Below are 14,665 nucleotides of genomic sequence, written 5' to 3'. Positions count from 1 at the left end.
CACAATTATGGCAGACGAAAAATTCGAGTTTGACGACAACATCCACTGGTACAAAGACGCCATCATCTATGAGCTGCACATCAAGGCTTTTAAAGACGGGAACGGCGACGGCATAGGCGACTTCAAGGGCCTGATGCAGAAGCTCGATTACCTCGAGGACCTGGGCGTGACGGCCATCTGGCTGCTGCCCTTTTACCCTTCGCCCCTCCGCGACGACGGCTACGACATTGCCGATTACTTCAGCATCAACCCGAGCTACGGCACCATGCAGGACTTCAAGCTGTTTGTGCGGGAGGCGCATAAGCGTGGTCTGAAAGTGATTACCGAGCTGGTTATCAACCATACTTCCGACCAGCACCCCTGGTTCCAGCGCGCGCGCCGCGCCAAGAAGGGCTCTAAGTACCGCGACTGGTACGTGTGGAGCGACGACCCGAACAAGTATAAGGACGTGCGCATCATCTTCACCGACTACGAGCCGAGCAACTGGAGCTGGGACCCCGTGGCCGGACAGTACTACTGGCACCGCTTCTTCTCGCACCAACCCGACCTGAACTACGACAACCCGGCTGTGCAGAAAGAGGTGTTCCGGACGCTTGACTACTGGTTCGATCTGGGAGTGGACGGCTTCCGTCTGGATGCTGTGCCATACTTGTTTGAGCGCGAGGGCACGAACGGCGAGAACCTGCCCGAGACGCACGACTTCCTGAAAAAACTCCGCGCACACGTGGACCAGAAGTATAGCGGCAAGCTGCTGCTGGCCGAGGCCAACATGTGGCCCGAGGATTCGGCGTCCTACTTTGGTAACGGCGACGAGTGCCACATGAATTACCATTTCCCCATCATGCCGCGCCTGTTCATGTCGGTGAAGATGGAGGACCGCTACCCGATCATCGACATCTTTAACCAGACGCCGCCCATACCTGAGAGCTGCCAGTGGGCCATGTTCCTGCGCAACCACGACGAGCTGACGCTGGAGATGGTGACCGATGAGGAGCGCGACTACATGTACAAAGTATACACCAAGGACCCGATGGCCCGCATCAACCTGGGTATACGCCACCGCCTGGCCCCGCTGCTGGGCAACGACCGCGCCAAGATAGAGCTGATGAACGTGCTGCTCTTCTCGATGAAAGGCACGCCGGTGGTATACTATGGCGACGAGATCGGCATGGGCGACAACTACTACCTCGGCGACCGCGACGGCGTGCGCACTCCGATGCAGTGGAACGACAACCGCAACGCCGGCTTCTCCGACGCCAACCCGCAGAAGTTATACCTACCAGTCATCATCGACCCGGAGTATAAGTATGAATCGGTGAACGTGGAGACGCAGAACCACAACGCCAACTCGCTGCTGTGGTGGATGCGCCGCATCATCAACATGCGCAAGCGTTACAAAGCCTTTGGCCGCGGAAGTATAAAGTTCCTCAACCCGAGTAATGCCAAGGTGCTGGCCTTTGTGCGCGAGTACGAGGACGAAACCATCCTGGTGATTGCCAACCTGTCGCGCTTCCCGGAGGCGGTGGAGCTGGATTTGCACGAGTACAAGGGCTACACGCCGATGGAGGTATTCAGCAAGAACAAGTTCCCAAGTATAAAAGACGAGCCATACCTGTTCACCATAGCCGGCCACGGCTACTACTGGATGGAGCTGCGGCCGCAGGTGGTCGTGCAGGAGTCGGAGCAGGACCAGGCCAAGCCAGCCCTGAAAATGGGTAACCTCCGGCAGCCGTTTGACGCCCGCACCCTGCGCGAGCTGGAGAACCGTGTGCTGCCGAACTATATCTGGCAGCGCCGCTGGTTTGGGGGCAAGGCCCGCACGCTGCAGCGCATGCAGGTGGTGCAGAACATTCCGCTGCCGATGCTCAAAGGGGGAGGAGCCTCCCTTTTGTTTGTGGAGGTAAGCTACAACGAAGGCCTGCCGGAAGTATACCAGCTGCCCATAGCCTTTGCCGCCGGCGATCTGGAGCAGCAGCTGCGCGATCACTGCCCTGATGCCGTTATTGCCCGTGTAAGTATAGACGGTAAAGAAGGTATACTTTACGATGCTCTCTACAGCGACGATTTCCGGCAGATGCTGCTGCAGCTGATGGTGCGCCGCAAGAAGCTTCGCCACGAAGGGGCAGAGCTGGTGGGCTACAGCCACCGGGAAGTAGCCTCGGAGCTGAAGAACATAGAAGGGCCGCTCACCTCTAAAATCCTGTCGGCCGAGCAGAGCAATACATCCATCGTTTACAACAACGCCTTCTTCATGAAGGTATACCGTAAGCTGGACCGCACCCTGAACCCGGACGTGGAGGTGGTGCAGATGCTGACCGAGCAGGTGGGGTTCGAACATGTGCCGCGCTACCTAGGCTCGCTGGAGCAGCAGGAGGGCAACAAACCGCCTATGGTACTGATGATGCTGCAGGAGCTGGTGCCCAACCAGGGCGATGCCTGGAGCTATTTTGGTGACTCGCTCAAGCGGCTCTACGAGCGCCTTAAAACGCAGACGGAGCGCCTGAAAGCGAACGCGGTTTCTGGTTCCCTGTCGCGGCCGCTGGCTTTCACTGAGATTCCGGAGGAGGTGCAGCTACAGATAGGCGGCGCCCACGTGGAACGCCTGGAGTTGCTAGGCAGCCGCACTGCCGAAATGCACCTGGCGCTCGGCTCCATCAACGACAACAAGGATTTCGTGCCGGAGAACTTCTCGCTGCACTACCAGCGCTCGCTTTATTCCTCGCTCACTTCGCTGGTGCGCAGCAACTTCGATAGCCTGCAGAAACACCTGCCGGAGCTGCCGGAGCAGGTGCGCGCAGAGGCCCAGGAGGTGTTGCAGATGCGCGGTGAGATCCTGGATCGCCTCAAGATGATTTTTGCCCACAAGATAGATACCCAGAAGATCAGAACCCACGGCGATTACCACCTGGGCCAGGTGCTGTTCACAGGCAAGGACTTCTACATCATCGACTTTGAGGGTGAGCCGGCCCGCTCTTTCAGCGAGCGCCGCCTCAAGCGATCTGCCCTGCGCGATGTAGCGGGTATGATCCGCTCGTTCCACTATGCCGCCTACAGCGCCCTGTTCCAGGAGGAGGGGCTGCGCAAGGAGGATGTGGATTACCTGGAGGCCTGGGCCGAGCAATGGTACCACTACGCCAGCGGCTTCTACATGCACGCCTACCTGGGTAAAACCATGGGCACTGGCATTGTACCGGCCAAGGAAGAGGACTTTGAGACACTCATCCATACTTTCCTGCTGGAGAAAGCCATCTATGAGCTGGGCTATGAACTGAATAACCGTCCGGATTGGGTGCTCATCCCTATCAGAGGCATCAAGTACATCATGAAAAAGTATAAGAATGGCTAAGAGAAAAGAAAGCAATACCCCCGAGACTACCGATCAAAACAAAGTAACCGAGGCCAACACAGGCGCTATAGGAGGAACGCAGGAGAATTCGCTGGCCCCTGAGGAAGCGGCGGCTGCAGCCAAGCCCGCTGCCAGGCGAGGCCGCAAAAAAGCAACGGAGATTCCTGCCGCTGAAATGGGAGCGCCCCTGACAGCACCGGAAGCCGCGCCTGCCAAGAAACGCGGGCGGCCCAAAAAGGTGGATGAGGTGCCGGTGCAGGTAGCTGCCAAGGAGGGGGTGCAGGAGGTGGTGAAGGCCAAAACCCGCACGCGCGCCAAAGCCACTGCCACCAAGGCGCCTGCAGCGGCCACTAGTGTGACTGCGCCGGCGGAGCAGCAGCCGGACCAGCCGGTGTGGTATGCCAGTCTTTTCACGGACTTCGACATTTACCTGTTCAAGGAAGGAAAGCACTATAGCCTGTACCAGAAGCTGGGCTCTCATCCGATGGAGATGCACGGGCGGCCGGGAACATACTTTGCCGTGTGGGCCCCGAACGCGGAGGAGGTTTCGGTGATGGGCGAGTTCAACGGCTGGAACCGCGGTAGCCACCAGTTGCACATCCGCCAGGACGGTTCGGGCATTTGGGAAGGATTTGTCCCTGATGTGCGCACGGGCATGATGTACAAGTACCACATCAAATCCAAGTACCACCTCTACCACGTGGAGAAAAGCGACCCCTTTGCCTTCTGCCGCGAGGTGCCGCCGCAAACCGCTTCCATTGTGAGCGAACTAAAGTATGAGTGGCAGGATCAGGCCTGGCTGGAGGAGCGTAAAAACAAGGCGGGGCAGCCGCAGCCCTACAGCGTGTACGAACTGCATCTGGGCTCCTGGCGCCGCAAGCCGGAGGACAACAACCGCCCGCTCACTTACCGCGAACTGGCGGAGGAATTGCCAGCCTATGTAAAGGATATGGGCTACACGCACGTGGAACTGATGCCCGTGATGCACCACCCCTTCAGCGGCTCGTGGGGGTACCAGATCACCGGCTACTTTGCGGCGCACAGCCTGCTGGGCTCCCCAACCGATCTGATGCACCTGATTGATGTGCTGCACCAGCACGGCATCGGCGTGATCATGGACTGGGTGCCCTCTCACTTCCCTTCCGACGAGCACGGGCTGGCCTACTTCGACGGAACGCATCTGTTCGAGCACGCCGACCCGCGCAAAGGCTTCCATCCGGACTGGAACAGCTACATTTTTAACTATGGCCGCAACGAGGTGCGCTCCTTTTTGATCAGCAATGCCTTGTTCTGGCTCGATAAATACCATGTGGACGGACTGCGGGTGGATGCTGTCGCTTCGATGCTATACTTGGACTACAGCCGCAAGGAAGGCGAGTGGATTCCGAACGAGCACGGCGGACGCGAGAACCTGGAGGCGATCTCCTTCCTGAAGGAGTTCAACCAGGCGGTGCACAACACCTTCCCGGAGGTACTTACCATTGCAGAGGAATCTACGGCCTGGCCTGCCGTGACGGGGCCGGTAGAAAATGGTGGCCTCGGCTTTAACATGAAGTGGATGATGGGATGGATGCACGACACGCTGCACTACTTCTCCAAAGACCCGATCTACCGCCGTTACCACCAGGGCGAGATCACCTTCAGCCTGGTGTATGCGTTCTCAGAGAGGTTCATGCTGCCGCTCTCCCACGACGAGGTGGTGCACGGCAAGGGCTCCCTGCTTGGCAAGATGCCCGGCGACGAGTGGCAGCGCTTTGCCAACCTGCGCGCGTTATATGCCTATATGTACGCCCACCCGGGCAGCAAGCTGATGTTTATGGGTGGCGAGCTTGCCCAGGGCAGCGAGTGGAACCACGACAGCAGCCTGGACTGGCACCTGCTGCAGTACCCTAACCATCAGGGCATCCAACAGCTGCTGCGGGAACTAAACGCTATCTACAAGGCAGAGCCTGGCATGTACAGGCACAGCTTCAGCCCGGAGGGTTTCGAGTGGGTAGACCTGAACGATGCCCATAACTCAGTGATGAGCTTCCTGCGCAAGGCTGACAAGCCGGAGGAGGAGATATTGGTGATATGCAACTTTACGCCAGCTCTGCATGAGCATTACCGCATCGGCGCCCCGCACGCCGGCCAATGGGTGCAGATCTTTAACTCCGACGACAGGCGCTACGGCGGCAGTGATGTGCACAACCTGGAGCCTGTTCAGACAGTAGCAGAGCCGTTCCACGGCCAGGCCCACTCCATGACCCTGAAGCTGCCGCCGCTGAGCGTGGTATACTTTAGGCTTGCAAACGGGCAGCAACAATAGTGACATAGGGAGTGATTGAAATCACCTCCGGTTAAAGTATAGAAGGCGCCCTGCCAAAGTATAAATCATACTTTGGCAGGGCGCCTTCTTGTGTGATGCTAGAGTAGCGCGAGCTTATGCTCCTCGCTATACTTTCATCTTGTTATTTACCTTTTCTGAGCGGGAAAAACCGCGACATTCTAGCCTGGCGCCCTCCCTTAGCTTGTGGCACCTCCACATCGGCCACGGAGCGCACATCCTCTATCGAGTAAAACGCCTGCGGGTTGTAGCTACGGATGATATCGAGCACATGCTGCAGCTTTTTACGTTTCACGATCATAAACAACAGGTTCACCTTGCCTCGGGTGCCGCGGGCATCCACGCAGGTAAGGCGGTAGCCGTGGCCGGAAAGCCGCTTGATAAGTTCATCGGCTGGCTCCACGGTAATGACGCGCACCACCATTTGCCCCAGCGCCAGCTTCTGCTCCACCCGCAGCCCTAGAAAGTTGCCCATCGCAAAACCGCCGGCCCAGGCCAAGTAAGAAGCCACGTTGTCCAGGTTCTCCATCACCTGTGTAATGGCAACAAGCCAAATCAGCACCTCCAGAAATCCAAGTATAGGGGCCACTACCTTATTGCCTTTTGACACAAACACAATGCGGAGGGTGCCCAGGGTAACGTCGCAGATACGGGCTAAGAAAATAAGGGCAGGTATGATTACCCAATCTACAATCGTCGGGTCAATACCATCGAAAAAATCCATAGTTAATGCTTTTATAAGGGCAGTAGCTAAGTTACGAAAGCCTTGCTACAGCGGCAAACCAGGCCGGCATAACCTGTTGCCTTAAGTAATTTTTGAGTATGAATACAGCAGGACCAGGAGCAGTACGTAAACCGGAAACTCAGTGTTTATACTTGCTGGTGAATGTATACTGCCATAAAAAGAAGGTCTGTTAACGGACGCTCCAAAGGGATAGTACCTGCTAACCATTGGTCAATATATATTTTCCTATATTATAGAACGTGCTGCGCCGATTATACGTATGTGAGGTAGGTTGATGTGTGTCAGCCAGAGAAATAAACAATTACCCGGCGCAAATTGCAGTAATTTTTTACAACTAAACTCCCGCTGTACGGCTTGCCGGGGAAATTACCACAGAGCATGGCAAAACTGATTATCGTATCTAACAGGCTACCTGTTAAGTTGCAAGAGAAAGACGGAGAACTGAGCTACAAAACCAGTGAGGGAGGCCTGGCTACCGGCTTGGGCTCCATCTACAAGCAGGGAGACAACGTTTGGATTGGGTGGCCGGGGCTGGTAGTGACAGCGCTGGAGAAGCAGCAGCAAATTGCCTCTGATCTGGTAGGGGAGAACATGAGCCCCGTTTTTCTGACGGAGACCGAGATAAAAGAGTTCTACGAAGGCTTCAGCAACGAAACGCTCTGGCCTACATTCCATTACTTCAGCCAGTATGCCATCTACGACCAGCAGCTCTGGGAAACCTACGTGGAAGTGAACCAGAAGTACTGCGAGGCAGTAGTGGCACAGGCCGGTCCGGAGGATACAATTTGGGTACACGATTATCAGTTGCTGCTGTTGCCAAGCATGCTGCGCGAGCGGCTGCCCGACAGTACCATCGGCTTCTTTCAGCACATTCCGTTCCCCAGCTACGAGGTGTTCCGTCTGCTGCCCTGGCGCAAGGAGCTGCTGGAGGGCATGCTGGGGGCCGACCTTATCGGCTTCCATACTTACGATGACATGCGCCACTTCCTGAGCTCGGTGAACCGCATTGTGGGCTACGGCAGCATGCACGGCTGGGTCAACACGCCAAACCGCTCGCTCCTGGTCGACTCCTTTCCGATGGGCATTGACTATGAGAAGTATGCGGGCACTGCCGCTACCGACGAAGTAATGAAGCGCGAGCGGATTTATAAAAGCAACCTCAACGCTGAGAAAATCATACTTTCCATCGACCGCCTCGACTACTCGAAAGGTATACCGCAGCGCCTGCGGGCTTTTGAGCTGTTCCTGGAGAAATACCCCGAGTTTCATGACAAGGTAACGCTGCTGATGCTGGTGGTGCCTAGCCGCGACGCCGTGGAAAAGTATAAAGAGCTCAAAGAGGAGGTGGACGAGCTGGTGGGCCGCATCAACGGCAAGTATAGCCACATCAGCTGGAACCCGATACAGTACTTTTACCGCTCTTACCCGATCGAAACGCTTTCGGCCTTCTACCGCATGGCCGATGTGGCGCTTGTAACCCCGATGCGCGACGGCATGAACCTGGTGTGCAAGGAGTACGTGGCCAGCAAGCTCGATCAGAAAGGGGTACTTATACTTAGCGAGATGGCCGGAGCCTCCAAGGAGCTTTCCGACGCCGTTCTCATTAACCCGAACGATATCAACCAGATGGTGGAGTCCATCTACCAGGCGCTTACCATGCCGGAAGAAGAGCAAATTCAGCATATGGCCAACATGCAGGAGTCCCTGCAGCGCTACAACATCCATCACTGGGTTAGCATGTTCATGGACCGCCTGTCTTATGTCAAGATAAAGCAGCTGTCGCTGGCCACTACTTACCTCGACGAGTCTACCTTCCTGGAGATGAGCAACGCCTACGATTCAGCCAGCTCGCGCCTGTTCTTCCTGGAGTATGACGGTGCCCTGGTAGACTACCGCAACCGTCCGCTGATGGCACGCCCTGACGATGACCTGATGGACCTGCTGGAGCGCCTGGGCAATGATCCGAAGAACAGGGTGGTAGTCATGAGCAGCCGCGAGAAAGCTACCATGCAGGACTGGCTGGGCCACCTTAACATTGATATTATCGCCGAGCACGGCGTTTGGATAAAGCAGCGCGGCACGGGCTGGCAAACCATGCTCAGCCTGATGGATGACTGGAAAAAAGACATCCGCCTGATTCTGGACCTGTATGTAGACCGTACGCCCGGCTCCTTTATAGAGGAGAAAGAGTATTCGCTGGTGTGGCACTACCGCCGCGTGGAGACCGGCCTGGGCGAGTTGCGGGCCCGCGAGCTGGTGAGCCACCTCAACTTCCTGGCCACCAACAGCAACCTGCAGGTGCTGGATGGGCAGATGGCCGTGGAGGTGAAGGCGCAGGAGATAAACAAAGGCAAGGCGTCAAGCTACTGGCTGAGCAAGTTCCCGCACAAGTTTGTGATGGCCGTAGGCGATGACTGGGGCGATGAGGATATCTTTAAAGCCATGCCGCGCAACGCCTATACTATAAAAGTGGGTAATGCCTCCTCTGTGGCCAAGTATCATGTGGATACTTGCCAGGAGGCCCGCGAGATGCTTGAACGCTTGCTGCAGGGCACTAACCAGGAGCAGGCGACGGGCGGCGCGCTCATGACTGGCTGATGAATCTTAAAGTATAAAAGCCTCACCCGTTAACAGTGTTCGGGTGAGGCTTTTGCTTTTTTGTACCAGTTGCTGCAACGTGTAAAGATGCTTCGGTGGGCGTAATTGGATTATTAATGGAACTAGCGTCTGCAGCGCCGCCTTTGGCTGGTATTTTATAAGAAGCGGTTAAAAAATTATTGAATCATCCTTTGTATATTTCCTTTATAGATAGTAATATGTTGATATAATCAAGCATGCAACGCAACCAACAAACACGAGAATGAACAAAATACTATGTCCTACGGATTTCTCCGGCACGTCGGATAAAGCCGTAGAGTATGCAGTGCATATCGCACAACATGCGGGGGCCCACCTCACGCTGTTGCACGTGGTGCACCTGCCTATTGTAGACACGTCCGAAACGGCGTTGGTAGCAAGCGAGCTGCTGGGGGAGCAGATGCGCAACGCTACTGACAAGCTGAAAGCTACTGTGCTACATTTGGAAGAAATATACGGCGCCAACCGCGATGGCGGCTTCACCTGTGATTATCTGGTTAAGGAGGCGCTCCTAACAGATGTGGCCAAGCAACTGAGCAAGCAGGAGAACTACGACCTGATTGTGATGGGGACCACTGGCTGCGACAGCACCATGGAGGAACTGCTGATAGGGAGCAATACTGAGGCTGTGATGGAAGAGGTGAAGTGCCCGGTTTTCTCTGTACCTCGGGATGCCGCTCCAGCCAAAGTGGAGCGCATCGTATATGCATCGGATTACAGCGAAGAGGACATTGCTGCAATGCGGGAGGTGGTGCAACTAGGCAGTTGCTTCGGAGCCAAAATAGATGTGGTGCACATTGTAAAAAAGCCGGGGGAGCAGGATGGGGAGGATGCCGCCGCCTTCAGGCTGGAAATGCAGGGGCTTTTCCCGGATGTGCCGCTCACATTTCAGGAAGTGGTAAACAGGCACCGCGACGAGGGGCTGATGGAGTTCTATAACCAGGCTGGCGGTGATGTACTGGCGATGGTAAGAAGAGAGAAGGGCTTTCTGAAAAGCCTGTTCACGCAGAGCCTTGCCGAGCGCATGACTTACCAGGCAAAGGTGCCGCTCTTAATTCTGCACGGAAAAAAGTAGGTCCACTATAAGATAAATCTGCCGTACTGCAGTAAACAAAAAGCCCCTGCCAAAGCAGGGGCTTTTTGCTACGCGCCCATTTCCCGGACAGCGTCTTTATCAAATATAACGTCAAGGTCTTTGCTGCACTCCTGGCAGTTGTAGCGGCCAAAGTCTTCTATGGCGCGTGGCAGCAGCAGGTTCCGGAACGAGCCCTTGCACTTAACAAGCACAGGGCAATCGTGCTGCACATGGAAAATGTCGGACACATTATCCTCGCAAATCCAAACACGCTTCCGAACCATATCCTCGGGTATCACGAAAAACTCCGGGGCGGGTCTCTTTGCTGTTGTGTCTGCTGCTGCTGTCGCTGTTTCGGCTACGGTACCGGCTTCTGCGCTGTCTGCTGTTTCCGTTGGCTGGCAAGAGGCCATTGCGCAGAGGCAAAGTATAAAGGCGATGTTTGTAATGCTTTTGTAGAAGGATGTTGTCAAGTTCAGTTTCATATTTATGTGGCCAGGAAAAGCCAAAGGTATGAAATTAGCCGAACATGCTGCAACCCATCCTGCCTGCTATTGCTTTACAAACCTTTTCACGTGGCGTTTGCCTTCAATATCCAGCAGCACAAGCACATAAGTGCCACTATCAAGCCGGCTTACGTCCAAGCTATACTTTGTTATAGCACTCTGGTACTGCTCTTTCAGGTGGCTGCGCCCCATGGCATCCACCACCATTACCTGCTGAACTCCCGTTCCGGAGCTAATTTCTAGCCTATGAGAGGTGATGGTGGGAAATACAGCCACTTCCTGTGTTACTGATCGGGTAACAGCTACAATGTTAGAGTAAGTATAAGTCTCATCCTCGTCCACCTGCTTCAGCCTGTAGTAGGAGGTGCCTGGCAGCGGCACCAGATCCAGGTAAGTATAATTGGTGGAAACTACCGTAGTGCCCTTGCCCTCAACCATACCAATGCTTTCAAAAAGCTTTCCATCGTGGCTGCGCTCTACTACAAAATGGCTGTTCTGGTCTTCGCTGGCCGTTTGCCACTTCAACGTGACGTGCTCCTTGCTGGCGCTTGCCCTAAAGTAGGCCAGTTCTACCGGTAGCGGCGCCGGCATCTGCATCATCTGGGGTTGGGTATGCCAGGTCACGGTTACATCGTCTATGGCTAAGCCGTGGTCAGCTTCCTTCTCGTCACTATCAAGCCATCGAAGCATGAGATAATGACCAGTAGGTACCTCAATTTGCAATACTGCCCGTAGTAATTCCCGGTTATCTGCAGCATTCCCGTCTAATTCTGTGCCTTTTGTTCCATATTTTGGTCCACTAAACTTTAACTCCGACACTTCTGTCCAACCCTGGTTTGACTTGAAAGTAGTGTTAAAACCACTTATATCGCTACTGATAGCGTACCAGAAGGTAAGGTGGTGCTGTGGCGCACTTATATTGATGAGGCGCCACTGTTCCCCTGTATAATCTACTTCTACTGCTTGAATAGCTGTACCCGTATTATTCTGCAGGAGCAAAGTATACATGAACTCACCAGCATTGGCAGAAGCGATCGAGCCTAAGGCCCGCTCAGTTGAGCCTGTAGCCCCATAACTTAATAGACCTCCCGTATTACCGGAACCGTTGTTGGCAGTTATTAGATTATTTGCTATCGAGCGATAAACAGCCCATCCGGGAAAATAATATGCACCACTTTCCCAAACACCAGTCCCTGAGGCGGGCAACCCGTTAAAGTCCTGGCTGTAAGTGTTGATGCGTGGCCCCATACTGATTTGGGCAGCGGCCGAGGTGTTGATAAGAAGGGTGAAGCAAAGTATAGCCACTTTGCAGGCAGTAGTAAAAGTTGTTTTCATTAGCTTGGAAAGGATAAGTGGTTAAGTGTTAGGGTTTCATGTGAAAAAAAAGTTATAGCCCGAACTATACAGAACTTCATAAAGTTCAATCTAGATCTAAAATTTATCCTTATATACTTACAGATGTCGCCACAGCTATTAATAGCGAGCTACAGAGATCTGCATACCGCTCAAGCAGAGGAAGAAAACAGAATAGCAAATGGCGAGATCAGAGGCAGTGAACACGATCAAACCATCTATACCAGCAGCATGATTTTATACTTTCCAATCAGGTCTGAAGCATCCACCTAAGTCGTGCGGCAGGAACTTTAAGCAAACAGGAATTGTACTAAAGTATGCCATATGAAAATATGTTCATGCATACTTCCAACCTAATATTACAGATTACCCTTACATGGATAAGTTAAAAGTTCGGGTGGACCAGAAGAAGCTGGAGAGAGCTGCCTATGTGCTGAAGTGTTTGGCGCACCCGGTACGGATTAGCATCATAGACTTGCTGGAGCAGCGGGAGCGCCTGTCGGTGAGCCAGTTGCAGGAGGTGTTGCAGGTAGAGCAATCGCTGCTGTCGCACCACCTGACCAACATGCGCGATAAAGGCCTTGTGGAGACGCAGCGCGAAGGCAAAAATGTCTACTACTCGCTCAGCAATGCTGCCGTTACCACCATCATCAGCTGTATTCACGGCAAGCTATAGCACCTGTCGTGAATTCACATTGCACGCCAAAGTATGAGTATAAATAGCACAGGATACCTATCTTTACAGGATAGCATCAGCAAGAAAGTATAAGAAATGAGAATAATTATCATAACCCTGTTGGCAGTGCTTACGCTTGGCTGCACCCGCACGCCACAGCAGGTACCGGCCCAGGTGCAGCGCTTAACGCCAAATGAGTTTAAGGAGCAGCGGCTGACCAGCAAAACAGTGGTGGTGGATGTGCGCACACCTGAGGAATATGCTGCCGGCCACCTGGATGGCGCCACACTATCGGATTTCAGGGGCGGGGAATTTGCACAGGACATCCAAAACTGGGATAAAAACAAAGTATACTACCTGTACTGTGCCTCGGGCAACCGCAGCGGTAAGGCCGCCGAACTCATGAAAGAGGCCGGCTTTAAGCACATCTTCGATCTTGGCGGCTATCAAACCCTGAAAGAAGCAGGTCTGCCCACCGAAACCGGGCAGGAATAGAAGTATAACATCTGCAAAGGAGGGGCAGGAAATGGCTATGGCGCTGTTGCTGCCCCTTTTTCTTTACCCAAAGTATAAAATGCCATTTCCATACTTTTATACTTTAAAGAGATAATCACCTGAAACTTCTTGCCATATTCCTATATTCTGATGTATCTTTAGGCGGATTTGGAGAAGAAGAGCTATGCGCGTACTACACACCTCAGACTGGCACCTGGGCCAGCGCCTCGTTAACCTCGAACGCACCGAAGAACACCAGCATTTTCTGAACTGGCTGCTGCAAACCATCGAGCAGGAGCGGGTAGAGGTCCTGCTGATGTCCGGCGACGTGTTCGACAGCGGCGCTCCCTCCAACACCGCGCTAAAGTTATACTATGACTTTCTGCGGAAAGTATGCGCTACCTGCTGCCGCCATATCATCATCACGGGGGGCAACCACGATTCCGTTTCTACGCTTAACGCTCCAAGGGAACTGCTCGAGTGCTTCAATATTTACGTCATTGGAGGGGCCTCTTCTGATCCGTTGGATGAACTCATCGAGCTGAAAAACGAGCAGGGGGAGGTGCAGTTGGCCGTCTGTGCCGTGCCTTTCCTCCGCGACCGCGACGTGCGTTTGTCTGTGCCTGGCGAGAGCTTTGAGGAGCGGGAGCAGCGCATCAAGCAGGGCATCGCCGCGCATTACCAGGCCTTTGTGCCGCATATCCAAACGTATAAACAGCAAAGTATACCGGTGGTGGCCATGGGCCATTTGTTTGCCGCCGGCGGCTCGGCGTCCGAAAGCGAGAAGGAAATCCACGTAGGCAATTTGGGCCAGATAGGAGCCGACCAGTTTCCGCAGGAGTTCGACTACGTGGCCCTGGGCCATTTGCACCGCCCGCAGCAGGTAAATAACCGCCACCACATCCGCTACTCGGGCTCACCGATTCCGCTTAGCTTTAGTGAGGTGACGGACAAGAAGGTAGTTTTTATACTTGATTTTGAAGAAGGCAAACTGACTGACCTGCGCGAGGTAGCGATACCTGTTTGCCGCCAACTGGTGCGCTTTAAAGGGCCGCTGGAGAAGGTGAAGCAGCAGATAGCCCTGTACGATAACAGAGCCTACACGCTCACGGCCTGGGCCGAAATACAGCTGGAGTTGGAAGCACACCTGCCCGACCTGAACCAGCAACTGGAAGAGGTGCTGCACCTGAAAAAAGACGAGCTGCAACTGCTTATTCACCGTCCGCCTATTATTCAGAAAGCCGCCCAAACCCTGGAGCAGCAGGTGCAGGAAGAGGCTGATCTGCACACCCTCCGCGAGCAGGACGTGTTCCTCAAACGTTGTGAGAGCGCCTTCCCCGATGCGGACCATTCGGAACTGGTGGCCACTTTCTCGGAGCTGCTGGAGCTGATGGGGCAGGAGGAGCTGGAAAGTTAGAAGGCTAAAAAGTTAGAAAGTCTTGGGAGCTTATAGTGTCTCTTCAACTGGTGTAATCTAGCGGTAATATTCCAGATAAAGTATGGGCA

The 14,665-nt window shown here is 54.2% G+C and carries 10 protein-coding genes; 7 read left to right on the top strand and 3 right to left on the bottom strand.

The genetic code is table 11. The annotated features are described in order from the left end of the window. The first annotated feature begins 7 nt into the window (after positions 1 to 7). Together treS and glgB are read left to right on the top strand one after the other, a co-directional pair. Complete coding sequence (treS, locus tag BM040_RS04935; protein ID WP_092099346.1) at positions 8 to 3,346, top strand: maltose alpha-D-glucosyltransferase; 3,339 nt, start codon at positions 8 to 10, stop codon at positions 3,344 to 3,346. Continuing rightward, positions 3,339 to 5,654, top strand: a complete 2,316-nt coding sequence (glgB, locus tag BM040_RS04930) for a 1,4-alpha-glucan branching protein GlgB (protein ID WP_092099345.1) — start codon at positions 3,339 to 3,341, stop codon at positions 5,652 to 5,654. Before treS ends, glgB begins: the two co-directional genes overlap by 8 nt. Before the next feature lie 142 nt (positions 5,655 to 5,796). Here the strand turns inward: glgB and BM040_RS04925 are convergent, their stop codons facing one another. Further along, on the bottom strand, positions 5,797 to 6,396 hold the full coding sequence (locus tag BM040_RS04925) for a DUF2179 domain-containing protein (protein WP_092099344.1): 600 nt from the start codon (positions 6,394 to 6,396) through the stop codon (positions 5,797 to 5,799). 399 nt (positions 6,397 to 6,795) lie between these two features. On the opposite strand from BM040_RS04925, the gene BM040_RS04920 reads away from it, so the two are divergent. Together BM040_RS04920 and BM040_RS04915 are read left to right on the top strand one after the other, a co-directional pair. Further along, the gene (locus BM040_RS04920) at positions 6,796 to 9,015 is read left to right on the top strand and encodes a bifunctional alpha,alpha-trehalose-phosphate synthase (UDP-forming)/trehalose-phosphatase (RefSeq protein WP_092099343.1); all 2,220 of its coding nucleotides are present in this window, start codon (positions 6,796 to 6,798) and stop codon (positions 9,013 to 9,015) included. A 262-nt stretch (positions 9,016 to 9,277) separates the two neighbouring features. Next, on the top strand, positions 9,278 to 10,129 hold the full coding sequence (locus BM040_RS04915; RefSeq protein WP_092099342.1) for a universal stress protein: 852 nt from the start codon (positions 9,278 to 9,280) through the stop codon (positions 10,127 to 10,129). Between the two features lie 68 nt (positions 10,130 to 10,197). On the opposite strand, the gene BM040_RS04910 is transcribed toward BM040_RS04915, so the two are convergent. Continuing rightward, positions 10,198 to 10,614 carry a hypothetical protein gene (locus BM040_RS04910; protein WP_092099341.1) on the bottom strand — a complete coding sequence of 139 codons (417 nt, stop codon included), beginning with the start codon at positions 10,612 to 10,614 and terminating at the stop codon, positions 10,198 to 10,200. Between the two features lie 66 nt (positions 10,615 to 10,680). Further along, positions 10,681 to 11,325 carry a T9SS type A sorting domain-containing protein gene (locus BM040_RS21660; protein WP_175490973.1) on the bottom strand — a complete coding sequence of 215 codons (645 nt, stop codon included), beginning with the start codon at positions 11,323 to 11,325 and terminating at the stop codon, positions 10,681 to 10,683. Positions 11,326 to 12,364: 1,039 nt separating this feature from the next. On the opposite strand from BM040_RS21660, the gene BM040_RS04900 reads away from it, so the two are divergent. The 3 genes from BM040_RS04900 to BM040_RS04890 all read left to right on the top strand — a co-directional run bounded on the left by BM040_RS04900 (position 12,365) and on the right by BM040_RS04890 (position 14,576). Continuing rightward, positions 12,365 to 12,664: an ArsR/SmtB family transcription factor gene (locus BM040_RS04900; RefSeq protein ID WP_092099339.1), complete on the top strand. Its 300-nt coding sequence runs from the start codon at positions 12,365 to 12,367 to the stop codon at positions 12,662 to 12,664. A 96-nt stretch (positions 12,665 to 12,760) separates the two neighbouring features. Beyond that, a complete protein-coding gene (locus BM040_RS04895) occupies positions 12,761 to 13,159 on the top strand; it encodes a rhodanese-like domain-containing protein (RefSeq protein ID WP_092099338.1) in 399 nt (132 codons plus the stop codon). A gap of 184 nt (positions 13,160 to 13,343) precedes the next feature. Then, the gene (locus BM040_RS04890) at positions 13,344 to 14,576 is read left to right on the top strand and encodes an exonuclease SbcCD subunit D C-terminal domain-containing protein (protein ID WP_092099337.1); all 1,233 of its coding nucleotides are present in this window, start codon (positions 13,344 to 13,346) and stop codon (positions 14,574 to 14,576) included. Positions 14,577 to 14,665 lie beyond the last annotated feature (89 nt).

The sequence above is a fragment of the Pontibacter chinhatensis genome (assembly GCF_900113285.1).
GTDB classification, from domain to species: domain Bacteria; phylum Bacteroidota; class Bacteroidia; order Cytophagales; family Hymenobacteraceae; genus Pontibacter; species Pontibacter chinhatensis.
Note: the sequence above shows the minus strand (reverse complement) of the source record. Positions and strands in the feature narration are given on the sequence as shown.

What these genes read in the sequence shown, in the direction of transcription:
- treS (WP_092099346.1), top strand. Translation starts at nt 8, where the DNA reads ATGGCAGACGAAAAATTCGAGTTTGACGACAACATCCACTGGTACAAA.
- glgB (WP_092099345.1), top strand. Translation starts at nt 3,339, where the DNA reads ATGGCTAAGAGAAAAGAAAGCAATACCCCCGAGACTACCGATCAAAAC.
- BM040_RS04925 (WP_092099344.1), bottom strand. Translation starts at nt 6,396, where the DNA reads ATGGATTTTTTCGATGGTATTGACCCGACGATTGTAGATTGGGTAATC.
- BM040_RS04920 (WP_092099343.1), top strand. Translation starts at nt 6,796, where the DNA reads ATGGCAAAACTGATTATCGTATCTAACAGGCTACCTGTTAAGTTGCAA.
- BM040_RS04915 (WP_092099342.1), top strand. Translation starts at nt 9,278, where the DNA reads ATGAACAAAATACTATGTCCTACGGATTTCTCCGGCACGTCGGATAAA.
- BM040_RS04910 (WP_092099341.1), bottom strand. Translation starts at nt 10,614, where the DNA reads ATGAAACTGAACTTGACAACATCCTTCTACAAAAGCATTACAAACATC.
- BM040_RS21660 (WP_175490973.1), bottom strand. Translation starts at nt 11,325, where the DNA reads ATGCTTCGATGGCTTGATAGTGACGAGAAGGAAGCTGACCACGGCTTA.
- BM040_RS04900 (WP_092099339.1), top strand. Translation starts at nt 12,365, where the DNA reads ATGGATAAGTTAAAAGTTCGGGTGGACCAGAAGAAGCTGGAGAGAGCT.
- BM040_RS04895 (WP_092099338.1), top strand. Translation starts at nt 12,761, where the DNA reads ATGAGAATAATTATCATAACCCTGTTGGCAGTGCTTACGCTTGGCTGC.
- BM040_RS04890 (WP_092099337.1), top strand. Translation starts at nt 13,344, where the DNA reads ATGCGCGTACTACACACCTCAGACTGGCACCTGGGCCAGCGCCTCGTT.